Consider the following 23728-nt stretch of genomic DNA (forward strand, 5'->3'; position numbering starts at 1 on the left):
CATTGAAGCACACCGCACAGCCCCCTATAAGGGCACGAACTGCACGCATGAGGGCCTAATGACATTCCGCGCCAAGCATCTTCTGGGCATTGAACCGCTGCACCCCACCGAAATCACCACGCTTTTGGATTTGGCCGACAGCTATGCCGACCATAACCGACGCGGGGTGGCTCACCGAGATGTGTTGGCGGGGCTGACGCAAATCAACATGTTCTTTGAAAACTCGACCCGCACGCAGGCCAGTTTTGAGCTGGCGGGCAAACGCTTGGGCGCGGATGTGATGAACATGGGCATGCAGGCCTCGTCCATCAAAAAGGGCGAGACGCTGATTGATACCGCCCTGACGTTGAACGCGATGCGGCCAGATTTGCTGGTCGTCCGACATCCGCATTCGGGCGCGGTCGATCTGCTGGCCCAAAAAGTAAACTGCGCCGTGCTGAATGCGGGCGACGGCAAGCACGAACATCCGACCCAAGCCCTTCTGGATGCGCTGACCATCCGCCGGGCCAAGGGCCGTTTGCACCGCCTGTCCATCGCGATTTGCGGGGATATTGCGCATAGCCGTGTGGCCCGATCAAACATAATGCTGCTGGGCAAGATGGAAAACCGAATTCGCTTAATCGCGCCGCCGACCCTTATGCCCTCTGGCATGGCAGAATTCGGCGTCGAGGTCTTTGAAAGCATGGAGGAAGGCCTCAAGGACGTGGACGTCGTCATGATGCTTCGCCTTCAAAAAGAACGCATGGATGGCGGCTTTATCCCCTCCGAACGTGAATATTATCACCGCTACGGCCTTGATGCCGCCAAGCTGGCGCACGCAAAACCGGACGCGATCATTATGCACCCCGGCCCGATGAACCGCGGCGTTGAAATCGACGGAACATTGGCCGACGACATCAATCGGTCAGTCATCCAAGAACAGGTGGAAATGGGTGTTGCAGTCCGCATGGCCGCGATGGACTTGTTGGCCCAAAACCTGCGCGGTGACCGCAAGGCGGTGATGGTATGACACTTGAAATCGCCGCAAATGATCATGGCGCGATCTATGTGTTTGAAGTCATTGGTGTCCCGCCTGCTGATTTAGGCGACAAAACCGACGCGGCACTTATGGCAGTGTTCGGACCAGTCGTGCTCAACACTGACTATGTCGATGTGATCATGCCAGGTGTGTTGACCGATATGCCGCTGCCGCAGTTTATAACGCACGGCTATGATATGCCCGTCGCAGACGATGTAGCAGAAGAATTGCGCAGCTTGGTCGGTACCGCCGTGCTAGTCATGTCCGCTGCGTTTGGCGGGCAAGAAGTCGCTTTGGATTTGCCGGAAAATACGCGGCTTGTGGCGACATTGCGCGAAAAATCCACGATCAAGGTGATCGATCCGCTGAACTCTTCAAGTGCCGAAGGCACGCTAGATAGCAAACCGGCGAAGCCAGCCAAATCGAACGCTCGGATGAGCGGCATGGTCGCGACTTACGCGTTGCTTGCTATGTTCGCCCTTGTTGGCTTGATGATCTGGGTGGGCGGCTGATGCTTTTTGAAATGACACTTTGCGCGCAGGATACCGCACAATGACCGCAACATTCTTTGCCAACGCCCGCCTTATTGATCCGGTCGCCCTGACCGACAGCATTGGAGCGATCTTGATCGAAAACGGGATCATCAAGGCGGTTTTTGACGGCGATGCGACACCGCCCAAAGGCGCGGTTGTCATCGACTGCGGCGGCCACTGCATCGCCCCCGGGATCATCGATATCGGCGTGAAAGTGTCCGAACCAGGAGAGCGACACAAAGAATCCTTCCGCTCGGCTGGGCGTGCTGCGGCGGCAGGTGGCGTGACAACGATTGTGACCCGCCCCGATACGCTTCCTGCGATTGATACACCCGAAACGCTCGAATTTGTGGAACGCCGTGCGCAACAAGACGCGCCCGTTCATGTGCTGCCAATGGCCGCGCTGACCAAAGGTCGCGATGGGCGCGAAATGACCGAAATTGGCCTATTACAAGATGCAGGTGCGGTGGCTTTTACTGACTGCGACCGCGTCGTGATAAACACCAAAGTTTACAGCCGTGCGTTGACCTACGCGCGATCTCTGAATGCGCTGGTCATTGGCCATATCCAAGAACCCGTTTTGTCGGATGGGGCGGCAGTGACCTCTGGCAAGTTCGCGTCTTTGCGCGGCCTGCCCGGTGTCAGCCCGATGGCCGAACGCATGGGATTGGACCGCGATATCAGCCTTCTGGAAATGACTGGTGCGCGGTATCACGTCGACCAGATCACGACCGCCCGTGCGCTTCCCGCGCTGGAACGCGCCAAGCGTAATGGCGTGAAAATCACGGCAGGCGTTGGCGTACACCACCTGACGCTGAACGAATTGGACGTGGCCGACTACCGGACGTTCTTTAAGCTTAAACCGCCCTTGCGCAGTGAAGATGACCGCATTGCTGTGGTCCAAGCGGTCGCCGAAGGGCTCATCGATATCATCTGCTCGATGCACACCCCCCAAGACGAAGAAAGCAAACGCCTGCCCTATGAAGAAGCCGCAAGCGGCGCTGTCGGGCTAGAAACGTTGCTGCCAGCCGCGCTTCGGCTTTATCATGCCGAGATGATCGATCTGCCGCGCCTGTTCCGCGCATTGTCGCTAAACCCTGCCAATCTCCTTGGACTCGCGGCGGGGCGGCTTGCGATCGATGCACCGGCAGACCTCATTCTGTTTGACCCGCATGCGCCGTTCCAACTGGATCGCAACACTCTTTTATCGAAATCAAAGAACACACCGTTTGACGGCGCAATCATGCAAGGCCGCGTCCTTGGCACATGGGTCGACGGAAACCGCGTATGGGAGAAATCATAATGCCAACTGCCGAAATTGCATACGGGACGCTGATCCTTTGGGGCGTCGTCGGATATCTGTTTGGATCGATACCAAGTGGGATGATCCTTGCGCGGGTCATGCACCTTGGCAACCTGCGCGAAATTGGATCAGGCAACATCGGGGCGACGAATGTTTTGCGCACCGGCAATAAAAAGGCCGCAGCGCTAACGTTGGTTTTTGATGCAGCAAAAGGCGCGATTGTCGTGCTTTTGGCCCGCGCCCTCGCGTCAGAAGATGCAGCGCAGATCGGCGCGCTGATGGCGTTCATAGGGCACTGCTTTCCAGTTTGGCTGCGCTTTAAGGGCGGCAAAGGTGTTGCAACCTATCTGGGAATTTTATGGGCATTGGCATGGCCGATGGGGGCTGCGGCCTGCTTGATCTGGCTCGCGATTGCAGCGATCACACGCTATTCGTCGCTAGCGGCGTTGTTCGCCGCAGGTTGGACACCTGTCGTGATGGTTTCTACAGGCTACGGACAGTTCTTCACACTTGCCGCAATTCTTGGCCTGCTGATCTATGCGCGCCACTGGAGCAATATTCAGCGCCTGCGCAAAGGCACCGAAACCAAGATTGGCGGCAAAGCGAACGCTTAGTAGCTATACTCGGCATAGATACGTTTCAGATCACCGCCCCATTCGCCGTGGTACTTGCGTAGCAATTCGTCTGCTGGGGTTTCACCGCTTTCCAAGGTTTCTTTGAGAGCGTTCAGGAAATGCGTTTCATCAGGAACCAAGCCACCCGCACCGGGCATGGCACGCGCTTTCAAACCAGCCTCGGAAATCGCCACGACTTCGCGGGCAAGCGCGTACATGTCGATGCCGTCAACTTTCGCCTGCAAACCATCGACTGACGCTGCAACCCGCAATGCCTCGCGCTGTTCGGCAGTCCAATGCTTGCAAAGATCCCACGCCGCATCCAGTGCGGTTTGATCATACATCAAGCCAACCCAGAATGCAGGCAACGCGCAAAGGCGGCGCCACGGCCCACCATCCGCGCCGCGCATTTCGATATACTGCTTTACGCGGGCCTCTGGAAATACTGTGGTCAGGTGGTCGGCCCAATCCGACAGCAACGGCTTTTCACCGGGCAACGCGGGCAATTCGCCCTTCAGGAAATCGCGGAACGACATGCCCAGCGCGTCAATGTACTTGCCATCGCGGTAAACAAAATACATCGGCACATCGAGGACCCATTGCACCCAAGCCTCAAAGCCAAAGCCCTCTTCGAAAATGAACGGGATCATACCGGTACGGGCATCATCAAGGTCACGCCAGATGCGCGACCGCCATGATTTGTGACCGTTTACCTTGCCTTCAAAGAACGGCGAATTTGCAAAAAGGGCAGCCGCAACAGGCTGCAACGCAATCGCGACGCGCATTTTCTGGACCATGTCGGCCTCTGATCCGAAGTCCAGATTGACCTGTACGGTACAAGTGCGGCGCATCATGGATGTGCCCATGGTGCCGACCTTTTGCATGTAGTTGTTCATCAGCTTGTAACGCCCCTTGGGCATCAGCGGCATTTCGTCGTGCGTCCATTCAGGAGCAGCACCAAGCCCGATAAACTTCACACCAATTTCGTCTGAAACGGATTTCACTTCGGCCAAATGACTGTTCACTTCGTCACAGGTTTGGTGGATCGTCTCTAGCGGGGCGCCCGAAAGTTCCAAAGCACCACCCGGTTCCAAGCTGACGTTCGCGCCATCTTTGGTCAGGCCAATGATGTTGCCTTCTTCCTCGACACGGTCCCAGCCAAAGCGACCTTCCAGCCCTTCAAGCACGGCCTTGATCGATCGCGCGCCTTCATACGGCAACGGCTTGAGCGTATCCGCGCAATAGCCGAATTTCTCGTGCTCTGTACCGATACGCCAGTCTTCTTTGGGCTTGCAGCCTTTGGCCAACACCTCTGCCAGTTGGTCGTGGTGTTCAATGGTGCCGCCGCCGGATTGAGGGATAGACATGGGCGCAAGCCTTTCGAGAAAATGGTCAGTTGTTATCGGTGCATTGCCCGACCACTGCTGTCAATGCAAGAGCGGCTTAACCCGGCTCCATACGGTCACCCGCGCATCGGGTGTGCGCGAAAGCACATCCAGCACGGTGTTTGTTTTGATATCAGGAAGCGACGCAAACACGTCAAAAAGGTCTTCGGCCCCCTTAGCATTGATTGGAATAGACAGGCGTTGGCCGTCGATACCTGTCAAAAGCCAGCTAGGCGCAGGATGACTGCTGGGATCAATCTCAAGCTTGGCAAGGTCCACCACATCAATCACACCGCCATCAAGCGGGCCGAAATATGCCAAGCGACGTTCGCGGATCTGGACCACTCCGGGGCCACCCCCGTCTTGAGCAAAGCGCGCACGCTGCACGCCAGCGATCCCCCAACCAATGCCGATTAGGCAGAAAATATAACCCAGCCATTCGTTGATGCCGACACCTGTAAGTGCCCACCATAGGCCCATCGCAAAGACGACACCGGCCAAAAGCACCTCGCGCCAGCGCCAGAAAAAAGCACGTACTTCGGGGCGGAAAAAATCAGTCATCTGTTGTCCAATCACCCAAAGCCTGCTGCCAGACAGTCAAGGCCGCAACCGCCGCCGTGTCAGCGCGCAGTATACGCGGCCCAAGACTGACTGCATGTGCAAAAGGTAAGGCATGTAGTCGGTCACGTTCGGTCGGGGAAAATCCGCCTTCGGGTCCGATCAAAATTGCCCAAGGGCCACTGATATCGGGCAACCCAACAGGAACGCCGATCAAAACTTCGTCACAAAACATCAGTTGGCGATCCGCAGGCCAATCCGCCAGCAATCTGTCGAGCTTCTTCAATTCATCCACTGGCGGCACAAACGTCCCGCCGCATTGCTCGGCGGCTTCGACCGCATGCGCTTGCAGCTTGTCTTGGCGAATACGGTTCGCACTTTGGGTATAGTCTGTCTGTACCGGGCAGATACGCGCAGCACCCATTTCAACAGCCTTTTCAACAATAAAGGCCGTGCGTTCTTTGCGGATCGGGGCGAACAGCAGCCATAAATCAGGGGGTGTTTGCAAGGGCCGCGTCTGCGACTGACACAGCAAAATCCCACCCTTCTTGCCGGCCTTTTCAACCGTCGCATCCCATTCGCCATCGACGCCATTGATCAGCGATAAGACCACGCCTTCATCCATACGCATCACCCCAAATAGATAATGCGCCTGTTCGCGCGACAGCGGAACCGATTGCCCTTGCCCTAGGGGGTGATCTACATAAAGTCGAACCTTGGAAGCCATAGACCGGATTATATGACCCAGAACGTCCAGATGCCAGAGCCGAACGGGACCGTTGCCGATGCTGTGAAAGACAATTGGGTCGACCGCTTTGCGCCTGCGGTCACGCGACCCTATCTGCGACTTAGCCGCGCTGATCGGCCGATCGGGACATGGTTGCTGTACTTGCCCTGCCTTTGGGGGCTGTCACTGGCGATACTTGCGACCGATAGCTACAGCCAACATGACCTTTGGACGATTGCAGGCTGCGCGATCGGTGCATTCTTGATGCGTGGCGCAGGGTGCACATGGAATGACATCAGCGACCGCGATATTGATGGATCGGTCGCGCGAACCCGCTCTCGGCCTATTCCATCAGGGCAAGTGACCGTCAAAGGGGCAGCACTGTGGATGATTGTTCAGGCACTTCTGGCCTTTTTTATCCTGATCAGCTTCTACCCAACCGCAATTGTGCTGGGCATCATCGCCTTACTGCCCGTTGCGATCTATCCTTTTGCGAAACGTTTCACATGGTGGCCGCAAGCTTTCTTGGGGCTCGCGTTCAACTGGGGCGCTTTGCTGGCGTGGGCTGCGCACACCAACAGCATCGGGCCTGTGCCTATTGTCCTGTATATGGCGGGCATCGCGTGGACGTTGTTCTATGACACGATATATGCCCATCAAGACGCCGAAGATGACGCACTAATCGGTGTCAAATCTACAGCACGCCTGTTCGGGGATCAAACCCGTATGTGGCTGCGGCTGTTTTTGACGATCACGATTATTCTATTTGGCCTCGCTGTGGTTCTGGCAGCGCATGATCGCTCGATATTGTCGCTTGTGATCGCGATCGGCGGGCCTTGGGCGCTAGGCTGGCATTTAACGTGGCAAATCGGTCGGTTTAACCCGGATGATCCCCAAGGATTGCTACGCCTGTTCCGATCAAACCGTGATGCAGGCCTTATTCCTCTGCCATTTTTCGCCTTAGCCCTTTTGGTGTGATTGAACACACCCGCCCATGGCCCTATGCAGTGGGCGAAACAAGTACCGGACCGTTATGCGCCTCTCCATGATATTCACGCGTTTAGTCGTCTTTGCCGCTGCGGCGGCAGTGGCCTTGGTCGCAGCACAGGCGACCGTATCACAGGTCGAACAACGCTCGGTGCTTGCAGTGCAAGAAACGCTTTTAGATCAAGGGCATGAATGGGCATCAGTGCTTGGCGACGGGTTACAAGTGATCCTCGAAGGCGAAGCCCCGACCGAAGCGGTGCGGTTCCGCGCGATCTCTGCGGCGGGCGGACAGGTCGATGCAAGCCGCGTGATTGATAACCTGTCAGTGCGCGATTCGGCGAAGATCGTAGCGCCTGAATTTGCGATAGAAATCTTGCGCAACAATGCAGGCGTGTCACTGATCGGTTTGATCCCTGCATCAACTGATCGTGAAGTCCTCACAAACCGCATTCAAAACATCGCAGACGGCTTGCCGGTTACGGACCTGTTGGAATCAGGCGATTATCCGGAACCTGAAAATTGGCGTGCGGCGGTCAATTATTCATTGCGAGCCTTGGGATTGCTGAACAAATCCAAAATCTCGGTAAACGCGGACCGGGTCATCGTGAACGCTATCAGCGACAGCCCCGAAGAAAAGCGCCAGTTGGAAATCGAACTGGCGCGCAATACCCCGAACGGGGTGCGTTTGGCGGTAGACATCAGCGCGCCACGACCCGTCATCTCGCCCTTTACAACACGTTTCATTCTGGACGAGGAAGGGCCGCGCTTTGTCGCCTGCACCGCCGACACCGACGCAGCGCTAACCCAAATCCTGGTCGCAGCGTCGAAGGCAGGGTTTCAGGAACGTGCCACATGCGTTTTGGCGTTGGGTGCGCCATCACAAACTTGGGGCGAAGCTGTTGCGCTCGCGATTACTGCTGTGGGTGACCTCGAAGGCGGCACCGTCACCATTTCGGATACTGATGTGACGCTGATCGCCCCTATTGGCACCTCGCAGTCGCGCTTTGATGACATCGTGGGGCGCTTGGAAAACACACTGCCCGATGCATTTGCGATCTCGGCCGAGTTGCCGACACTACCAGATGAGACGACGCTGGCGCTGCCGCAGTTCACCGCAACGCGCAGCCCCGAAGGCCAAGTCCAGTTGCGCGGTCGCGTTCCGGACCAAATCACCAACTCCGTCGTCGAGAACTTTGCCAATGCCAAGTTCGGCCAACGCAATGTCACAATGGGTACGCGCGTGGCAGATGGCCTCCCGAACGGCTGGTCTGTTCGCGTGCTTGCAGGCCTAGAGGCCTTGTCAGAGCTGTCGAATGGTGCCGTGAATGTGGAACCCAATACGCTTTTGGTGAGGGGGAACACAGGCAATCTGGATGCGAGTGCGGCTATCGCACGCCTGTTGATCGACAAGCTTGGGCAAGCTGCCGATTTTGAAATTGATGTCACCTACGTTGAAGCATTGGACCCGATCGCGGGCATTCCGACACCACTAGAATGTATTGCACAGATCATCGCCGCGACCGAAGGGCGCAAGATCACGTTTGACCCTGGGTCGGCTGATTTGACCGCAGCAACCCAACCTGTCCTTGATGATATCGCCGAGATTTTGAAAATATGCGGCGATCTACCGATCCGCGTGTCCGGATTTACCGACAGCCAAGGCCGCGAAGTCATGAACCAACAACTCTCTCAAGAGCGTGCTGATGCAGTTCTGTCAGCGCTCGGGGCGCGCCGCGTTCCTGTCTCGACCTTCCAATCAATCGGGTTTGGTGAAGAAACCCCGATCGCTGACAACGCGACCGAAGACGGGCGCGAGGCAAACCGCCGGATCGAGTTTAGTCTAATTTTGCCTGAACCGGTTATCGAAGAGACCTCGACCCTTGACGAAATCGCGGAACCGGCGCCTTCAGAACCAACAGATGCAGGCACAGACGATGCGCCCCCAGCAGAAAGCGAATAGGCTAGGCCCATGAACAGAACCGAATTCATCATCGCCACGGCTGTAATCTTGTTCGTCGCCTTTTCTTTGGGGTGGTTTGCAAGCTGGTTGGTGAACCGCTTTACCCGCGTGACCAAGGCCGAAATCGGTGAATTGGACAAAATGGCCCAATCACTGCACGAAGCCGAAGAAACGCGCGATCAGGCGATCACCTATCTGCAACAGCGCGAGGCGGAAATCACCAATCAATTAAGCCAAACAGAGGCGGAATTGCGTGCTGCCATGGACGGATTGCGCGAAGCGCGCCGCGAAGCCGAAGAACTGCGTGGCTATATCGAAAAGCAAAACGCTGACTAGAAAGCCGTCCTTTATCCGCGTGGTGCCGCAGCACGGCGCAAGCGATCATTAATCGCGCGGCCCATTCCATGATCAGGGACGGGTGACACAGCGATAGCGTTCGCGCCCATTGCATCAAGCTGGTGCAAGCATGCGAACAGGTTCGCCGCGGCTTCGGTCAGGTCACCCGAAGATGACAGGTTCAGAGATGCATCCACGGGACCAAACCCAAGCAAAATTTCGCCCGGATTAGCGCAAGGTGCGTTCAAACGCACCTTCCCTTGCGGCGCGTAATGAGATGCCAATTGACCCGGGGCTGTGGGTAATTCTGGATCGGCACCTCGCAAAAGGGGGTGGCCTAAACATGCCTCTAACGCCTCGGCGGGAATACCGCCTTCCCGCAACAAGGCTGGAGCGCCAACGCAACTCACGATCGTCGATTCCACGCCAACCTTGCAGCTTCCACCATCAACGACCGCATCAATCACGCCTTCAAGACCAGCAATCACATGCGCCGCAGTGGTCGGACTGATCCGTCCTGACGGATTGGCAGAAGGGGCCGCTACTGGCCCGCCAAACGCGGCCAACAGGTCGCGCGCGAGCGGATGATCAGGCACGCGGACCGCGACTGTCTCAAGACCGGCTGTCACAAGTTTTGACACCCCACTCTTGGCCTTCAAAGGCAGAACCAAGGTCAATGCACCGGGCCAGAAGGCGTGTGCTAACTTGCGAGCGACCAAGCCAAATTCACAGTAATCTTCTGCCGCTTCAAGTGAGGCAACATGCACGATGAGCGGGTTGAAACTTGGGCGACCTTTGGCGGCATAAATCCCCGCCACTGCGGTATCGCTCCGCGCATCTGCGCCCAGCCCATAAACAGTCTCGGTCGGGAAAGATACCAAACCGCCAGCATGTAAAATTGCAGCAGCAGCCGCGATTCCATCGGCATCCGGCTTAAGCCTTAACATTTGTTCTTCTGACATGACGTGGCGTTCTGGTTGATGGGGGGGCCAGCTACGATACTCTCGCCCTCATTTAAGAACCTACCCCGCCCCCCTGCTTTTGCCAAGCATCGGGCAACTCGGAGATACATAACAATGCCTTATCGCGCGCCAGTCAGCGATTTCCGCTTCCTATTGGACCACATCGTAGCGTTCAGCCAAGTGACCGCGACAGAGCGTTTTGCGGATGCAACGCCAGATATGACACAAGCAATTCTGACCGAAGCGGCGAAAATGAGCGAAGAAGTATTGGCACCGCTTAATCGTACTGGCGACACGCATCCAGCGCGGTTGGAGAATGGCATTGTGCGCACGTCACCCGGATTTGACGACGGCTATAACGCTATTGCCGAAGGCGGCTGGATTGGCATGTCTGCATCGCCCGATGTCGGAGGTTTGGGATTACCCATGACTTTGACGAATGCGGTCAATGAAATGATAGCCAGTGCGTGCCTGTCGCTCCAGCTTAGCCCGCTGATGACCCAAGGTCAGATAGAAGCACTAGAGCATCACGCGTCCGATGAACTCAAAAAGCTCTATATTCCAAAGCTGATATCAGGCGAATGGAACGGCACGATGAACCTGACAGAACCGCAAGCTGGGTCAGACGTGGGGGCGTTGCGCACCAAGGCCGAACCCAACGGCGACGGCACATATGCGATCACTGGCCAAAAGATTTACATCAGCTGGGCCGACAATGACTTCACTGCAAATGTTTGCCACCTTGTGCTTGCCCGTTTGCCGGACGGCGTGGCAGGAACCAAAGGCATCAGCCTGTTTATGGTCCCCAAACTGATCCCCGACGCAGACGGCATACCGGGTTCGCAAAACGATCTGCGTGTTGTTAGCCTAGAGCATAAGATGGGCCTTCATGGCTCGCCAACTGCAGTGATGGAATATTCAGGTGCAACAGGTTGGCTTGTTGGTGAAGCACACGCCGGAATGGCTGCGATGTTTACGATGATGAACAACGCCCGTCTGGGTGTTGGCACCCAAGGCGTCGGCGTGGCCGAAGCCGCGTTACAGCATGCACTTGCCTATGCCCAAGACCGCAAACAAGGCAAAGCCGACGGCACAGGCGCGATCATCGAACACGCTGATGTGCGGCGCATGCTGACCACGATGAAGGCTGACACCTTTGTTGCGCGCGGCATTTCAATGATGAATGCCGTGGCAATCGACATGGCCGCCGCCACCGATGATCCGGCGTGGCAGGCGCGTGCTGCGTTCTTGACGCCAATTGGCAAAGCATTCGGGTCCGATGTAGGCTGCGAAGTATCCGCGATGGGTATCCAGGTGCACGGCGGCATGGGCTTTATCGAAGAAACAGGTGCGGCCCAATATGCCCGCGATGTGCGCGTAACAACGATCTACGAAGGCACCAACGGCATCCAAGCCATGGACCTTGTGGCCCGCAAGTTGATGGACGGGGGCGATGCGGCCTTCCGCCTGCTTGAAGAAATCGAGACAGGTGCAGAGGTTGCTAAACTCTCCCACCCTGATTTGGCCGAAGCCGTTTGGCAGTCCGCCGAAACTCTGCGCGAAACAACGGAATGGCTCGTCTCGCAAAAAGACGTCAACGACCGCTTCGCAGGTGCGGTGCCCTACTTGCGTGCATTTGCGCGCGTTTTGGGTGGGCACATCCATCTGGCAAGCGCTGTGGCTGGCGATGCGCGCCGTGCGCGGTTGGCGACATTCTACATCAAACGGATGTTGCCGGAACATACTGGATTACTGGCTCATGTCCGTGAAGGGGCTGCCGATCTGATGGCTATCTCTGCCGATGATCTTGCTGCCTGATGACTGACCTCAAAACCGGTATCCGTTACCCATTCCCGACCCCGCCTGCCGAGGGCGAAGCTGTGACCGTGGCCCTTGGTGTGTTGTGGATGCGATTGCCGCTGCCGATGGCGCTGGACCATGTGAACGTCTACGCACTGGATGACGGCGCTGGATGGACGATCATCGACACAGGTTTTGCATCCAAACGCAGCCGTGCGATTTGGGAAAAGTTGCTTGCCGGACCATTGCAAGGGCGGCCCGTTACCCGCGTTATTGTCACGCATCACCACCCCGATCATGTCGGGCTTGCGGGCTGGTTCATCCAAAATGGCGCAACGCTTTGCATGCCACGCACCGGATGGCTGATGGCGCGGATGCTGACGCTGGACGTGCAAGATGTTCCCAATGCCGAAAGCTTGGCCTTCTATAAACGTGCGGGGATGGACCCCGATGTGCTTGACGGCCGCCGCACAGAGCGGCCATTTAATTTCGCCGATTGCGTCACGCCTTTGCCACTTGGCTACACGCGTTTGATTGACGCGAACACAATCACGATTGGCGGACGGACTTGGGACATTCGCATGGGTGGCGGTCACGCCCCAGAACATGCCACATTCTGGAGCCGCGACGACAATCTGGTGATTGGTGGCGATCAACTGCTGCCTTCGATCAGCCCCAACCTTGGCGTCTATCCAACCGAACCTGACGCCGATCCAGTGACCGACTGGCTGCAATCCTGTGAGGCATTTCTGGCCTTTGCGAAAACCGATCAATTGGTATTGGGGGGGCACAAATTGCCCTTCACGGGCCTGCCGTTGCGCTTGCGCCAATTGATCGACAACCACCATGGCGCATTGGACAGGCTGCGTGCGCATCTTACAGAACCGCGCAGTGCTGGCGAATGTTTCATGCCGCTGTTCAAACGCCAGATCAAAGGCGGCGAATATGGGTTGGCCTTGGTCGAGGCAGTCGCCCACCTGAACCATCTGCACCAAGCGGGCCTAGCGACACGCGTTCTGCGTCCCGACGGCGCATGGGGTTTTCAGACAACTTAGGCCGCGATTACGCCGCTAAATCCCTCAAAGGTGAACCCTTCCGCAGTCACGCGGCAAAGGCTGTCTTGAGGGAGTTCCGTCCAGCGCTTTGCGACACCGCAAAGCGGTTCTGATGCGACGGACCGACCACCATTATCGAGCACACCAGAAACATACAAAGTGGGCGCATGTCCCACCGAAGAATGCCGGAAAGCGTAAAGCGTATGTCCGTCTGAAAAAACACAAGACAGCTTGATCGGGGCATGCGCAGGTGCACAACCAATCTGGTCCAAAGTTGCCTTGATCGCATGCTGCGGATCATTCCGCAGACCGTTCGCCAGCAACGTCAGAAAAATCATTTCGCTGTCTGTCGTGCCCCGCATGGCGTTGAACAGATCGTCCGGCAAAGCAGCAAGCATCCGGCGACGAATGTCGGCAAAATGCGGAATTTGGCCGTTATGACAGAATGACCATCCATCATGTGTAAAGGGATGGCAGTTCACGCGGCTTGTCTCGCCCACTGTCGAAGCGCGGATATGTGCGATAAAATGATGCGACCGCACCATCCGGCAAAGATTGGTCAGGTTGTCGTCGGCCCACGCTGGCAGAACATCGCGGTAAAGGCCAAGATCGCCCTCAGACCCATACCAACTGACGCCGAACCCGTCACCGTTCACCGCCAACTTTGCCTCGGTGGCATGCTGACTTTGCGCCAGCAGCGAATGCACCGGTCGTACAACGATGTTTTCCAGTGGAATGGGCGGGCCGGCATAAGCAGCGATCCGACACATGCTAGTGACGGGCCTCGATGCGGGCATGCAAACGCTTGAGGATACGGCTGGCCGTTGTCTCACACATCGCCGGGATGAAAGCGTGGAACAATGCGGCCATTGCCGCAGCACCCAGCCAGAATGCGAACCCGAAAGCAAACCGCATATGCTGAAGATAGGTTTCGTCCACTGTTGCGGGATGATCCAAAAACAACGCAGCAATCGGGTTTTTGCGAATTGGTGTGTGTGAGGCGTCGGACATATGCAGTCTCCTTAGGGTGCTTTTGGTAAATCTACACATCAACAGATCACATGTGGTCCCAAATATAATTGCATTTATCCATATATGCAGGATATTATCCCAAGCATGGCCCATTCATTAGATATAATAGACCGCGCAATCCTCAAGAACCTACAAACTGACGCCACAATGTCGGTCGATGACGTCAGCGAGGCGGTCAATCTGTCCCGCAACGCCTGCTGGCGGCGGATCAAAGCGTTAGAGCAGGCAGGCGTGATCAAAGGTCGCGTTGCCTTGGTTGATCCGGCAAGTGTCGGCGTTCCGCTTTCTGCCATGGTCTTGATCCGCACCAACGCACATGACGCCGCATGGATGAAACAGTTCCAAGCGACCCTGCACAGCTTACCCGAAATCGTCGGTGCGTACCGGATGACAGGCGATCTGGACTACGTGTTGCGGGTTCGGGTGGCGGACGTGCCTGCCTATGATGCATTCTACAAAAAGCTGACATCACGGATTTCTGTCTCGGACATTTCAGCAAGTTTCGTTATGGAAGAGATCAAGGAAACAACAGCGGTGCCCCTATGACCCAGACCACGATGCAAATCGATACATCCGCCGAGTTGATGGAAAATGACATTCTGCCCAAAAGCAGTGAAATCCACACCGATCCCAATGTACCGTGTGTATCGGATGGTATCTTGCCAAAGGCACTTGGGGAATCCGTCAAAAAGAAAAGCCCTGCGCAATGGGCCTACGAGCGGATCATCATGTACATCCAGAACTTTGAAAAGCAGCTGGATAACGATCACGAGGTCGGCTTGGGGCTTGCCGGCGGGAACACCGGCGTTATTCGCATCGAAGGGTTGGGCTATTACGATCCCGACATCGTCACCTACTACGGCGTAAACGAAGCAGGGGCCAAGACGCAACTGATCCAGCATGTAAGCCAGTTGAATGTGACGCTGGTGGCCAGCGCCAAACACATTGACCAACCCGAACCCAACCGGATCGGTTTCCGGCTTGCCACAGCGCTTGACCGCGCCGAAGATGTGACGACCTGACCGCGTGACATGGGTAAATGAATCGGCTATGCGGGTGACAAATCAGACAAACAAGGAGCCTTATAATGGCTGAACATAAAAACGGCGAGATGGACATTTCAGTTCAGGAAAAAACCTTTGACGGTTTCATGAGCATGACCACCAAAGCTTCGATCGGCATTATCGTGCTTTTGATCTTTCTTGCCTTTGTCGCCATCTAAGAAACCGTGGATCGCCGGCGTTTTCTAATTGGCCTGCCCCTCGCTCTTTCTGCGTGTACGGGTCAAAAAGTATGGGCACCTGATGATCTGGTCGCGCGGTCAGCTTACCGCGCACCCGGTCAAAACTATCTGACCCTCTACACTATGAAGAACATCCGCGACGATGCGGGTGCGCATTCTGCCTTGCTGATTAACGCGAGCCAGCGGGTTCTATTCGATCCTGCCGGAACATGGTCACAAGACGTCATGCCCGAACGCAACGACGTGCTATTTGGGGTGTCGCCGCGGCTAGAGGATTATTACGTCAGCTTTCATGCCCGTGTTACGTTCTATGTCATCGGTCAAAAGGTCGAGGTAACCCCAGAAGTCGCGGAACAAGCATTCAATTCAGCGCTCAAAGCGGGGCCAGTTTTCCAATCCAACTGCGCACGCGTGACCTCGCGCATTTTGCGTGAATTACCGGGTTTTGAAAGCATAGGATCAACGTGGTTTCCGAACAGCATCGCGGATGATTTCGCCAGATTGCCGGGTGTGCAAACCCGTGAATACCGTGAAAACGATGCCGACGATAAATCGATTGCCGCCGCCCAAATCAAGGCTGCCCTTACAGCAGAGCGCTAAGACCCATCAAAGCATAGAGCGTTGCAGCACCGCCCAAAATTGCCCAAAGGACATTGCGCGTCCAAATCCCGATCAGCACAGTCGCAACCGCAGCAGCCATACGCACTGGATCGAATACTCCGTCCGTCGCGGCGGGCCACAAGACTAACGGTGCCACCATACCGGGCAAAACTGCGACGGGAGTATAGCGCAGCAAACGCAAAACAAACGCAGGCATCGCGCGATCACCGATCAGCCCAAGAAACGAAAAGCGGATCAGGAATGTCCCGATCCCCATAATCGCAATGATCAGCCAGATTTCAGCCGCAGAATATGTCATTGCGCACGCCTTTCCATCCACATTTCAACCAACGCCCCTGTCAGCATTGCCGCACCGGCGGCAATCAATAGGCCTGTGCCGGCAGGCATATTTACCAAAGCCAGTGCGACACTCACGGACATGGCCGCCGCCGCGACATGGGCCAGCGACTTTACCATCGGGGCAACCATCGCCAGGAACATAATCGGCATGATGAAATCCAACGCCCAAGCGTCAGGGATTGCTTGGCCAGCGACGACGCCAACCAGAGTCATACCAAACCAGAACGGCGTAATCGGCGTGGCAACACCCAGAAAATACGCGACGCGATCCGAAACGGTCATCTCTGGGCGGGCCTCGTAGCGGGCAATAGAGGTGATGTAGGTCTGATCGAAATTCAAATACGCAATGCAAGCGCGTTGCCATAAGGGTGCGGCACCGAGATACGGCACCAATGACGCCGAATACATCGCCATACGCAAGTTGACGGCCAGTGCGGCCAGTAGCACAAAGGCGATGCTGGCGTTCTCGACCATCAGTTGCAGCGCGGCGAACTGCGCAGCTCCCGCGATCACGAGAACCGTAAAGCCCATCGCTTGCGCCAATGTCAGCCCTGCATCCGTTGCGATAACACCAAACAATGTGGCGAATGGAATCGCCATCAAAATGAACGGCGCACCGTCACGTACTCCGGCCCAATAGGCCGATTTTGCGGGTGTTTTCACGCGCGTTTTCGCGGTGGAAGTCGTCATGGCTTTGCCCTAGCTTAAACGTGATGCAAAAGGCTTTACCCATGCAGACAGGGAATTACAATTGGCGCGTATTGACGACACATCCGACTATCTGATTGCGCCAGACCCCGCGCGAGCACGTCTGACACGGGCTGTGCAAGGCACCGACCAGAATGGGCATGTTATTGATCTTAATGTGGTCGAAGAACGCCCCCTGACGATCTTTCTCAATGCGCAGGAAATCGTCACCGCGATGACGATTGGTGACTATCCTGAATACCTCGCTCTTGGGTTTTTGCGAAATCAGGGCATGCTCAAGGATGATGATGTCTTGCTCGGCGTGGATTACGACGAAGAGCTTGAGACCGTCGTTGTGCGCACGAAAAGCCAGACCACGTATGAGGACAAGCTCAAGAAAAAAACCCGCACCAGCGGTTGCGCGGTCGGGACTGTTTTTGGCGATATGATGGAGGGGTTAGAGGGCGTCACCTTGCCAGATCTGCGCGTTCGAACCTCTGATCTTTATGCATTGGCGGCAACGATCAACCGCACCCCCTCACTGTATCTTGAGGCAGGCGCGATCCACGGCACGGTCCTGTGCCAAGGCAACCGCCCGCTAGTCTATATGGAGGACGTTGGCCGCCACAACGCTGTCGATAAGATCGCAGGCTGGATGCTGTCCGAAGGTGTGGGTGCCGCTGATAAAACACTTTATACGACAGGACGCCTTACGTCGGAAATGGTGATTAAAACCGCGATGATGGGGATACCCGTGCTTGCCTCACGCTCCGGCTTTACGGCTTGGGGGGTCGAGATTGCGCAGCAAATCGGTCTGACGCTGATCGGGCGCATGAAAGGGCAACGTTTTGTGTGTCTGGCAGGCGAGGACCGGCTGATCCGTGACGCTGATCCAACCAGTATTGCGGACGAGCCGCGCAAAACAGGCCGCAAAGGTGCAAGTGGATGAAACAACCATTAGGGGTGATCCTCGCTGGCGGCCAAGCGACGCGCATGGGTGGCGGCGACAAGGGACTGTTGACGCTTGGTGGTGGCACGATCCTGAGCCATGTGATTGACCGGCTGGAACCACAGGTCGCTGATCTGGCGCTAAATGCGAATGGCAATGTTACGCGTTTTGCAGACCTTGGTTTGCCTGTGATCAGCGATAGTATTTCAGGATTTGCAGGGCCACTTTCGGGCGTGCTGGCTGGTCTTGATTGGGCGGCTGAACAGGGTGTTGACCATATTGTCACTGCTGCCGCAGACACTCCGTTTTTCCCATGTGATCTGGTTGCGCAACTTCTGCTCGCTGCTCAAACCGCAGGGACAAACATCGCATTGGCGCGCACGACGGGGGGGCGGCACCCGACGTTCGGGCTTTGGCCAACCGTATTGCGCGATGATCTACGCAGCGCTTTGGCGGGTGGATTACGCAAAGTCGTCCTGTGGACCGATCAGCACAGTGCCGCAACCGCGCATTTCCCGGATGATGCGGCCTTTTTCAACGTAAACACGCCCAATGATCTGGCGACAGCACAGGACATGCTATGAGGATTTTCGGCGTCGTCGGGTATAAAAACGCAGGGAAAACAGGGCTGATGGAACGGCTTGTCACAGAAATCGCAGGACGCGGCTTCAGTGTCTCGACCGTCAAACACGCCCACCATAGCTTTGACGTCGATCATCCCGGAAAAGATAGCTACCGGCACCGCCAAGCGGGCGCGCACCAAGTGTTGCTTTCCTCACGCGCGCGCTGGGCTTTGATGACCGAATTGCGCAACCAGGAAGAAGCGCCACTAGCCGATCTACTGACCCGCCTGAACCCCGTCGACCTAGTCTTGGTCGAAGGCTACAAGCGCGACACCCATGCCAAGATCGAAGCCTACCGCAGCGTGACAGGAAACCCGCTGATCGCACGCGATGATACGACAATACGCGCGGTCGCCAGCGATACAGCTTTGGACGTGACCCAACCTGTCTTCGATTTGAACGACACGAAAACCATTGCGGATTTCATCCTCAAAGAGGTCGAACTTTGACGTTCGACACCTTCTTGATGGTCGATTGGTCGGGCGGAAATGACCGGGGCCCCTCGCCCAAGAAAGACGCGATATGGGTTTGTGCCGCACGGGGCGGCGTTGCAGATGAACCGATCTACATGCGCAATAGGCAGGTGGCCGAAGATTGGATTTCGGCCTTCCTCAGATTCGAACATTCTGCAGGTCGGCGCGTTCTTGCAGGCTTTGATTTTGCCTTTGGATACCCCGCCGGATTTGGCCGCGCCCTCACAAGAAGCGATGATCCCTTCGCCATTTGGCAGTGGATCACTGACCGGATTGAGGACAGCCCGAACGCAAATAACCGATTTGATGTAGCGGGTCAGATAAACGCGCAGTTTGACGGTATCGGGCCGTTTTGGGGCAACGGCCTCAAGCGTGATATTGCGCACTTGCCGCGCAAAGGGTTGGCCCGCCGCGCGCATGGCATGCCGGAAAAACGTCGTGCCGAAGACGATGCCAAAGGCGCGTTTCCCGTGTGGCAATTGTCTGGCGCTGGTGCTGTTGGCAGCCAAGTTCTGATGGGTCTTCCCACGCTCACCCGCCTGCGCGATGCGTTCCTGCCAGACATAGCCGTTTGGCCATTCGAGCCATTGGACAAACCTATCGCCATTGTCGAAATCTGGCCGTCTCTGATTTCAAAAGCAGTCAGCGCGACACAGCCTGCAGGCCGGATCAAAGACGCGCATCAAGTGCTGTTGTTGGCGCAAACCCTGTCTGCACTTTCACCAGATGAGCTAGGCGAAATGCTTAATATTGCACCCACTTCGGAGGGATCAATCTTGGGGCTGGGCCACGCGGCACTTCTGGCAAAGGTTGCCAGCAAGCAACTAACCCCACCGCCGCTCAAGAACGATTGTTTCGCGATGCCGCAAGGCGCGCACTGGACACCCGTTGCAGCGGCACAGGCCCACCTTCAACAGCATCTGAGTTGCGTTGTGGGGCACGAAGCCGTCACGATTGGTGAAGCGGCAGGGCGCATTCTAGCGCGCGACGCAAAGGCCCAGCGGGCGCATCCCCCTGCCCCGAATTCCGCTGTCGACGGATACGGTTTCGCAGGCCCTGCACCTGCGGGTATTAACCATTTCGCGTTGGTAGAGGGCCGATCAGCTGCTGGCGCGCCGTTTCACGGCAAAGTTTCCCAAGGGCAAGCCATTCGCATTCTAACTGGCGCAAATCTGCCAACGGGTGTCGATACTGTCGTGCTGCAAGAAGACGTGAGTGCCAATGCACAGCAGGTCAGTTTTCACGGCCCCCTCAAGCGCGGTGCGAACGCGCGCGCCGCGGGCGAGGATATGCAACAAGGGCAAACGATCTTGCAAAAAGGGCGATTGGTTACGCCTGCTGATACTGGCATGTTTGCTGCTGCTGGCATAGGAGAGGTGGTCGCCTTCAAACGATTACGTCTGGGTATTTTGTCAACCGGAGACGAGCTTTGTGAGGCGGATCAAACAGCGGATTCTGGGCAGATTTATGATGCAAACCGTCCCATGCTCTGCGCGATGGCTGCGCGCTGGGGATATGATGTCATCGACCTTGGCCGCGCGCCTGACAACCGAAGCAAACTGAAAACCATGTTGAACGATGGGGCCACCCGTTGCGACGCCATCATCGCGTCTGGCGGCGCATCAGCGGGCGACGAAGATCATATGTCAGCGCTGCTCCAGGGGACTGGATCACTGGCCTTGTGGCGGATCGCAATGAAACCGGGCAGACCATTGGCCTTGGGCCTTTGGGAAAATACCCCTGTCTTTGGACTGCCGGGTAATCCGGTCGCTGCGATGGTTTGCGCACTTATTTTTGCCCATCCGTCTCTGCGGGTCATGGCGGGCGGCACATGGACACCGCCCGAAAGCTATTTGCTCCCTGCAGCCTTTGCCAAATCCAAAAAAGACGGGCGGCGCGAATATCTGCGTGCACGCTACGTGAATGGCCACGTCGAAACCTTTGCGTCCGAAGGGTCAGGGCGGGTGTCTGGCCTAAGCTGGGCCACCGGACTGGTTGAACTTGACGATGCGGCGCAAACAATCAACCAAGGCGATCTGGTGCGCTTTATCCCGTTTGCAAGCTTCGGCTTGTGAAAATCACCGTCGGTATTCCATCGGTTGATATCGATAAGGTAGCGGCGCTGTATTGGGAAGCCTTCGGCAAAAAACTAGGGTTTGTGATGGGGCCCAAAGACCGCGCGCTTAAGTTCATTGGGTCGGTTCTGCAGTCCGACCATGGGCTTTGCGCACATGACGATGCAGGGCACTTGTTGGGTGTCGTGGGGTTCAAAACCGCAAAGGGCGCGTTAGTGGGTGGCGGATATCAAGACTTACGCAGGGTCTATGGCACGATGGGGGCAATCGTCCGCATCGCCGTGTTAGCCGCCCTCGAAAGAGACACCGAAAACCAACGTTTCTTGATGGATGGTCTTTTCGTGGACCCACGCGCACGCGGGCAAGGCGTGGGCACGGCCCTGCTTGGTGCCATTTGCGCAGAGGCCGCACATCGTGGGTATACCCAAGTCAGATTGGATGTGATCGACACCAATCCACGCGCCAGAGCGCTTTACCTCAAAGAAGGGTTCAAAGAGGTAAAGACTACTGGAATTGGACCGTTGCGATATGTTTTTGGTTTCAGATCATCAACAACGATGGTGCGCGACATTCAACCCGATCCAATCAGTGCACCCGCCGCAAACACCAGCGCACCGCCCAAGACGACTTGAAACACCGCCTTAAGGAACGGCGTCTGCATATAGCGGTTCTGGATCCAAGCGATCGCCCACAGCTCTACGAAAACCACGATCAGGGCGATGATTGTTGCCGTCCAAAAGTCGGTAATGAGATAGGGCAGCGCGTGACCCAAGCCGCCAATGGTCGTCATAACGCCAGCAGCAAGCCCACGCTTATAAGGCGACCCTCGCCCCGATATTTGACCATCATCAGACGCCGCCTCGGTAAAGCCCATCGAAATGCCCGCGCCGACTGAGGCCGCCAGCCCAACAAGGAACGTGGTCCATGTGTCTTGGGTCGCAAAGGCCACCGCGAAAATCGGCGCTAGGGTCGAAACAGACCCGTCCATTAAGCCCGCGAGACCGGGCTGCACCCATGTCAGAATAAATTGACGATGGGCAGCAGATTCTTCTTCAGACTTGGTGTCGCCGTCCAGATGCTTTTCAGCCAGCGCGTTTGCCTTGTTGGTGTGGGCCGCTTCTGCCGCAGCGAGATCGCCAAGAAGCTTGCGAGACGCGGCATCCGTCGTATTTGCGGCAGCCAGCAGGTAAAAGCGCTCCGCATCACGTTCCATCTGGGCGGCTTCGTCGCGGATTCGTTCCAGACTAAGATTTTCGACAAGCCAAACTGGCCGACGGGCGTAAAATCCCGAAACATGCTCGCGGCGGATCAATGGAATCACATCGCCAAAACGGGCAGAATGTAGCGTAATCAGGCGGCGGCGATGTTCGTCTTCTTCTTGGGCCATTCCGTCGAAAACAGCGGCAGATGCCGGATAATCTGCGCGCAAGTGTTCCGCATAACCACGGTAGATACGGGCATCGTCTTCTTCCGAAGAAATCGCGAGCGCCAGGATTTCCTGTTCAGATAAATCACGAAAGCGGCGGCGGTAGGAAAGCTGAGATAGCATTGTAAATCCCCTCTTGTTAGAATGGTTCTAAGTTATACCTCTTTGGCACCAAATCAAGTTCTCAATTATCATGTTGAACGATGCATTTCTGCATTCTCCTTGCCCGAAGTGAACCGTTCAGTTTATGATAACAACTCGTTCGTGGAGGAACAGATGCCAGACGGCACAATTGAACCCAAAAAAGGCCGGAAATTCGATCAGGTGCTTGAAGGCGCAAGACAAGTCTTTCTGTCTGATGGATTTGAAGGCGCATCGGTTGACGACATCGCAAAAGCGGCTGGCGTATCAAAAGCCACGCTTTACAGCTACTTTCCCGACAAACGTTTCTTGTTCATGCAAGTGGCGAAAACCGAATGTGCACGCCAAGCCGAACATGCAATCGAAACGATCAATATGGACGCGCCTGTCGGTCAGGTCTTGCACGATATCGCGATCGAAATGGTCGATTTCATCACCTCGCAATTCGGCAAGCGCATCTTTCGAATTTGCGTAGGCGAAAGCGACCGCTTTCCTGAACTAGGTCGCGAATTCTACGAAAGCGGCCCGATGCTGATCCGGAACCGCCTAGTGGACTTCTTTCACAAAGCCGCCGAAAATGGCGAGTTGGACATCATTGATTTTGAACTGGCTGCGGAACAATTCCACGAATTATGCAAAGCAGACCTGTTCCCGCGTATGGTCTTTAACATGACCGATGAATTCACTCCCGCGGAAAAACTTAGGGTCGTCAACGGCGCGGTCGAGATGTTCATGGCGCGGTATGGGGTAAAAACCTGACCATTGAAAAGCAAAAGGCCCGATCATTGACCGGACCTTTTCATTCATTCTAGGCCAATCCTAAAACTCAACGACAGCCCTGATCGACTTGCCTTCATGCATCAGATCAAAGCCGTGATTGA

At 56.2% G+C, this 23728-nt stretch carries 28 protein-coding genes; 19 read left to right on the plus strand and 9 right to left on the minus strand.

Features of this window, described 5'->3' with window-relative positions; translation table 11 throughout:
- Positions 1-58: 58 nt before the first annotated feature.
- Genes QZ197_RS00215 through plsY form a run of 4 tightly spaced genes read left to right on the plus strand, consistent with a single transcriptional unit; the run spans position 59 to position 3468 of the window.
- A complete protein-coding gene (locus QZ197_RS00215) occupies positions 59-1009 on the plus strand; it encodes an aspartate carbamoyltransferase catalytic subunit (protein WP_296429198.1) in 951 nt (316 codons plus the stop codon).
- Positions 1006-1530 (plus strand): hypothetical protein, encoded by a 525-nt coding sequence (locus tag QZ197_RS00220; protein WP_296429200.1) that lies wholly within the window; start codon positions 1006-1008, stop codon positions 1528-1530. The genes QZ197_RS00215 and QZ197_RS00220 overlap by 4 nt, the downstream gene beginning before the upstream one ends.
- 40 nt (positions 1531-1570) lie before the next feature.
- Positions 1571-2854, plus strand: a complete 1284-nt coding sequence (gene pyrC / locus QZ197_RS00225) for a dihydroorotase (protein WP_296429201.1) — start codon at positions 1571-1573, stop codon at positions 2852-2854.
- Positions 2839-3468, plus strand: coding sequence for a glycerol-3-phosphate 1-O-acyltransferase PlsY (gene plsY, locus QZ197_RS00230; RefSeq protein ID WP_296429203.1), 630 nt, complete (start codon positions 2839-2841; stop codon positions 3466-3468). The genes pyrC and plsY overlap by 16 nt, the downstream gene beginning before the upstream one ends.
- Here plsY and QZ197_RS00235 read toward each other — a convergent pair.
- Genes QZ197_RS00235 through QZ197_RS00245 form a run of 3 tightly spaced genes read right to left on the minus strand, consistent with a single transcriptional unit; the run spans position 3465 to position 6138 of the window.
- Complete coding sequence (locus QZ197_RS00235; protein ID WP_296429205.1) at positions 3465-4835, minus strand: glutamate--cysteine ligase; 1371 nt, start codon at positions 4833-4835, stop codon at positions 3465-3467. The two genes, plsY and QZ197_RS00235, sit on opposite strands and share 4 nt — an antisense overlap.
- A 60-nt stretch (positions 4836-4895) precedes the next feature.
- Positions 4896-5414 (minus strand): hypothetical protein, encoded by a 519-nt coding sequence (locus tag QZ197_RS00240; protein ID WP_296429207.1) that lies wholly within the window; start codon positions 5412-5414, stop codon positions 4896-4898.
- On the minus strand, positions 5407-6138 hold the full coding sequence (locus QZ197_RS00245; RefSeq protein ID WP_296429208.1) for a 16S rRNA (uracil(1498)-N(3))-methyltransferase: 732 nt from the start codon (positions 6136-6138) through the stop codon (positions 5407-5409). The genes QZ197_RS00240 and QZ197_RS00245 overlap by 8 nt, the downstream gene beginning before the upstream one ends.
- Before the next feature lie 12 nt (positions 6139-6150).
- On the opposite strand from QZ197_RS00245, the gene ubiA reads away from it, so the two are divergent.
- The 3 genes from ubiA to QZ197_RS00260 all read left to right on the plus strand — a co-directional run bounded on the left by ubiA (position 6151) and on the right by QZ197_RS00260 (position 9421).
- On the plus strand, positions 6151-7116 hold the full coding sequence (ubiA, locus tag QZ197_RS00250; protein ID WP_296429209.1) for a 4-hydroxybenzoate octaprenyltransferase: 966 nt from the start codon (positions 6151-6153) through the stop codon (positions 7114-7116).
- A 67-nt stretch (positions 7117-7183) separates the two neighbouring features.
- Positions 7184-9085 (plus strand): OmpA family protein, encoded by a 1902-nt coding sequence (locus QZ197_RS00255; RefSeq protein WP_363157871.1) that lies wholly within the window; start codon positions 7184-7186, stop codon positions 9083-9085.
- Positions 9086-9094: 9 nt separating this feature from the next.
- Positions 9095-9421, plus strand: coding sequence for a hypothetical protein (locus QZ197_RS00260; protein ID WP_296429211.1), 327 nt, complete (start codon positions 9095-9097; stop codon positions 9419-9421).
- An 11-nt stretch (positions 9422-9432) separates the two neighbouring features.
- Here the strand turns inward: QZ197_RS00260 and QZ197_RS00265 are convergent, their stop codons facing one another.
- Positions 9433-10383, minus strand: a complete 951-nt coding sequence (locus QZ197_RS00265; RefSeq protein ID WP_296429212.1) for an L-threonylcarbamoyladenylate synthase — start codon at positions 10381-10383, stop codon at positions 9433-9435.
- 114 nt (positions 10384-10497) lie between these two features.
- Here QZ197_RS00265 and QZ197_RS00270 point away from each other — a divergent pair, with 114 nt between their 5' ends.
- The gene (locus QZ197_RS00270; protein ID WP_296429213.1) at positions 10498-12201 is read left to right on the plus strand and encodes an acyl-CoA dehydrogenase; all 1704 of its coding nucleotides are present in this window, start codon (positions 10498-10500) and stop codon (positions 12199-12201) included.
- Positions 12201-13238, plus strand: a complete 1038-nt coding sequence (locus QZ197_RS00275) for an MBL fold metallo-hydrolase (RefSeq protein ID WP_296429214.1) — start codon at positions 12201-12203, stop codon at positions 13236-13238. Before QZ197_RS00270 ends, QZ197_RS00275 begins: the two co-directional genes overlap by 1 nt.
- Here QZ197_RS00275 and QZ197_RS00280 read toward each other — a convergent pair.
- Both QZ197_RS00280 and QZ197_RS00285 read right to left on the minus strand, forming a co-directional pair.
- Positions 13235-14008: a class II glutamine amidotransferase gene (locus QZ197_RS00280; protein WP_272146050.1), complete on the minus strand. Its 774-nt coding sequence runs from the start codon at positions 14006-14008 to the stop codon at positions 13235-13237. The genes QZ197_RS00275 and QZ197_RS00280 overlap by 4 nt on opposite strands.
- 1 nt (position 14009) lies before the next feature.
- On the minus strand, positions 14010-14249 hold the full coding sequence (locus tag QZ197_RS00285; RefSeq protein ID WP_272146052.1) for a DUF6356 family protein: 240 nt from the start codon (positions 14247-14249) through the stop codon (positions 14010-14012).
- Positions 14250-14354: 105 nt separating this feature from the next.
- Here QZ197_RS00285 and QZ197_RS00290 point away from each other — a divergent pair, with 105 nt between their 5' ends.
- The 4 genes from QZ197_RS00290 (at position 14355) to QZ197_RS00305 (ending at position 16113) form a co-directional block, all read left to right on the plus strand.
- A complete protein-coding gene (locus tag QZ197_RS00290) occupies positions 14355-14816 on the plus strand; it encodes an Lrp/AsnC family transcriptional regulator (protein ID WP_272146054.1) in 462 nt (153 codons plus the stop codon).
- Positions 14813-15292, plus strand: a complete 480-nt coding sequence (locus QZ197_RS00295) for a DUF6173 family protein (protein WP_272146056.1) — start codon at positions 14813-14815, stop codon at positions 15290-15292. Before QZ197_RS00290 ends, QZ197_RS00295 begins: the two co-directional genes overlap by 4 nt.
- Before the next feature lie 65 nt (positions 15293-15357).
- Entirely contained in the window at positions 15358-15492 is a 135-nt protein-coding gene (locus QZ197_RS00300; protein WP_272146058.1) for an aa3-type cytochrome c oxidase subunit IV, read from the plus strand.
- A 6-nt stretch (positions 15493-15498) separates the two neighbouring features.
- The gene (locus QZ197_RS00305; RefSeq protein ID WP_296429215.1) at positions 15499-16113 is read left to right on the plus strand and encodes a hypothetical protein; all 615 of its coding nucleotides are present in this window, start codon (positions 15499-15501) and stop codon (positions 16111-16113) included.
- On the opposite strand, the gene QZ197_RS00310 is transcribed toward QZ197_RS00305, so the two are convergent.
- Both QZ197_RS00310 and QZ197_RS00315 read right to left on the minus strand, forming a co-directional pair.
- A complete protein-coding gene (locus QZ197_RS00310) occupies positions 16097-16432 on the minus strand; it encodes an AzlD domain-containing protein (protein WP_296429216.1) in 336 nt (111 codons plus the stop codon). The two genes, QZ197_RS00305 and QZ197_RS00310, sit on opposite strands and share 17 nt — an antisense overlap.
- Entirely contained in the window at positions 16429-17163 is a 735-nt protein-coding gene (locus tag QZ197_RS00315) for an AzlC family ABC transporter permease (protein ID WP_272146065.1), read from the minus strand. The genes QZ197_RS00310 and QZ197_RS00315 overlap by 4 nt, the downstream gene beginning before the upstream one ends.
- A gap of 61 nt (positions 17164-17224) precedes the next feature.
- On the opposite strand from QZ197_RS00315, the gene QZ197_RS00320 reads away from it, so the two are divergent.
- Genes QZ197_RS00320 through QZ197_RS00340 form a run of 5 tightly spaced genes read left to right on the plus strand, consistent with a single transcriptional unit; the run spans position 17225 to position 21912 of the window.
- Positions 17225-18109 carry a formate dehydrogenase accessory sulfurtransferase FdhD gene (locus tag QZ197_RS00320; RefSeq protein ID WP_272146067.1) on the plus strand — a complete coding sequence of 295 codons (885 nt, stop codon included), beginning with the start codon at positions 17225-17227 and terminating at the stop codon, positions 18107-18109.
- Positions 18106-18693: a molybdenum cofactor guanylyltransferase MobA gene (gene mobA, locus QZ197_RS00325; RefSeq protein WP_272146069.1), complete on the plus strand. Its 588-nt coding sequence runs from the start codon at positions 18106-18108 to the stop codon at positions 18691-18693. Before QZ197_RS00320 ends, mobA begins: the two co-directional genes overlap by 4 nt.
- Positions 18690-19181: a molybdopterin-guanine dinucleotide biosynthesis protein B gene (gene mobB, locus QZ197_RS00330; RefSeq protein ID WP_272146071.1), complete on the plus strand. Its 492-nt coding sequence runs from the start codon at positions 18690-18692 to the stop codon at positions 19179-19181. Before mobA ends, mobB begins: the two co-directional genes overlap by 4 nt.
- 17 nt (positions 19182-19198) lie before the next feature.
- On the plus strand, positions 19199-21280 hold the full coding sequence (glp, locus tag QZ197_RS00335; RefSeq protein ID WP_272146140.1) for a gephyrin-like molybdotransferase Glp: 2082 nt from the start codon (positions 19199-19201) through the stop codon (positions 21278-21280).
- The gene (locus QZ197_RS00340) at positions 21277-21912 is read left to right on the plus strand and encodes a GNAT family N-acetyltransferase (RefSeq protein ID WP_296429217.1); all 636 of its coding nucleotides are present in this window, start codon (positions 21277-21279) and stop codon (positions 21910-21912) included. The genes glp and QZ197_RS00340 overlap by 4 nt, the downstream gene beginning before the upstream one ends.
- Here the strand turns inward: QZ197_RS00340 and mbfA are convergent.
- Complete coding sequence (gene mbfA / locus QZ197_RS00345; RefSeq protein WP_272146074.1) at positions 21852-22829, minus strand: iron exporter MbfA; 978 nt, start codon at positions 22827-22829, stop codon at positions 21852-21854. The genes QZ197_RS00340 and mbfA overlap by 61 nt on opposite strands.
- Before the next feature lie 153 nt (positions 22830-22982).
- Here mbfA and QZ197_RS00350 point away from each other — a divergent pair, with 153 nt between their 5' ends.
- The gene (locus QZ197_RS00350) at positions 22983-23606 is read left to right on the plus strand and encodes a TetR/AcrR family transcriptional regulator (protein WP_272146076.1); all 624 of its coding nucleotides are present in this window, start codon (positions 22983-22985) and stop codon (positions 23604-23606) included.
- The last annotated feature ends 122 nt before the right edge of the window (positions 23607-23728 follow it).

The sequence above is a fragment of the Yoonia sp. genome (assembly GCF_017854415.1).
In the GTDB taxonomy this organism is placed as follows: Bacteria; Pseudomonadota; Alphaproteobacteria; order Rhodobacterales; family Rhodobacteraceae; genus Yoonia.

Bases quoted from the DNA above. Each gene is read 5' to 3' on its own strand.
- plsY (WP_296429203.1), top strand. From the start codon at position 2,839: ATGGGAGAAATCATAATGCCAACTGCCGAAATTGCATACGGGACGCTG.
- glp (WP_272146140.1), top strand. From the start codon at position 19,199: ATGGTCGATTGGTCGGGCGGAAATGACCGGGGCCCCTCGCCCAAGAAA.
- mobB (WP_272146071.1), top strand. From the start codon at position 18,690: ATGAGGATTTTCGGCGTCGTCGGGTATAAAAACGCAGGGAAAACAGGG.
- QZ197_RS00260 (WP_296429211.1), top strand. From the start codon at position 9,095: ATGAACAGAACCGAATTCATCATCGCCACGGCTGTAATCTTGTTCGTC.
- QZ197_RS00300 (WP_272146058.1), top strand. From the start codon at position 15,358: ATGGCTGAACATAAAAACGGCGAGATGGACATTTCAGTTCAGGAAAAA.
- QZ197_RS00315 (WP_272146065.1), bottom strand. From the start codon at position 17,163: ATGACGACTTCCACCGCGAAAACGCGCGTGAAAACACCCGCAAAATCG.
- QZ197_RS00270 (WP_296429213.1), top strand. From the start codon at position 10,498: ATGCCTTATCGCGCGCCAGTCAGCGATTTCCGCTTCCTATTGGACCAC.
- QZ197_RS00280 (WP_272146050.1), bottom strand. From the start codon at position 14,008: ATGTGTCGGATCGCTGCTTATGCCGGCCCGCCCATTCCACTGGAAAAC.
- QZ197_RS00310 (WP_296429216.1), bottom strand. From the start codon at position 16,432: ATGACATATTCTGCGGCTGAAATCTGGCTGATCATTGCGATTATGGGG.
- mobA (WP_272146069.1), top strand. From the start codon at position 18,106: ATGAAACAACCATTAGGGGTGATCCTCGCTGGCGGCCAAGCGACGCGC.
- QZ197_RS00220 (WP_296429200.1), top strand. From the start codon at position 1,006: ATGACACTTGAAATCGCCGCAAATGATCATGGCGCGATCTATGTGTTT.
- QZ197_RS00265 (WP_296429212.1), bottom strand. From the start codon at position 10,383: ATGTCAGAAGAACAAATGTTAAGGCTTAAGCCGGATGCCGATGGAATC.
- ubiA (WP_296429209.1), top strand. From the start codon at position 6,151: ATGACCCAGAACGTCCAGATGCCAGAGCCGAACGGGACCGTTGCCGAT.
- QZ197_RS00255 (WP_363157871.1), top strand. From the start codon at position 7,184: ATGATATTCACGCGTTTAGTCGTCTTTGCCGCTGCGGCGGCAGTGGCC.
- QZ197_RS00240 (WP_296429207.1), bottom strand. From the start codon at position 5,414: ATGACTGATTTTTTCCGCCCCGAAGTACGTGCTTTTTTCTGGCGCTGG.
- QZ197_RS00235 (WP_296429205.1), bottom strand. From the start codon at position 4,835: ATGTCTATCCCTCAATCCGGCGGCGGCACCATTGAACACCACGACCAA.
- pyrC (WP_296429201.1), top strand. From the start codon at position 1,571: ATGACCGCAACATTCTTTGCCAACGCCCGCCTTATTGATCCGGTCGCC.
- QZ197_RS00290 (WP_272146054.1), top strand. From the start codon at position 14,355: ATGGCCCATTCATTAGATATAATAGACCGCGCAATCCTCAAGAACCTA.
- QZ197_RS00215 (WP_296429198.1), top strand. From the start codon at position 59: ATGACATTCCGCGCCAAGCATCTTCTGGGCATTGAACCGCTGCACCCC.
- QZ197_RS00350 (WP_272146076.1), top strand. From the start codon at position 22,983: ATGCCAGACGGCACAATTGAACCCAAAAAAGGCCGGAAATTCGATCAG.
- QZ197_RS00295 (WP_272146056.1), top strand. From the start codon at position 14,813: ATGACCCAGACCACGATGCAAATCGATACATCCGCCGAGTTGATGGAA.
- mbfA (WP_272146074.1), bottom strand. From the start codon at position 22,829: ATGCTATCTCAGCTTTCCTACCGCCGCCGCTTTCGTGATTTATCTGAA.
- QZ197_RS00275 (WP_296429214.1), top strand. From the start codon at position 12,201: ATGACTGACCTCAAAACCGGTATCCGTTACCCATTCCCGACCCCGCCT.
- QZ197_RS00245 (WP_296429208.1), bottom strand. From the start codon at position 6,138: ATGGCTTCCAAGGTTCGACTTTATGTAGATCACCCCCTAGGGCAAGGG.
- QZ197_RS00285 (WP_272146052.1), bottom strand. From the start codon at position 14,249: ATGTCCGACGCCTCACACACACCAATTCGCAAAAACCCGATTGCTGCG.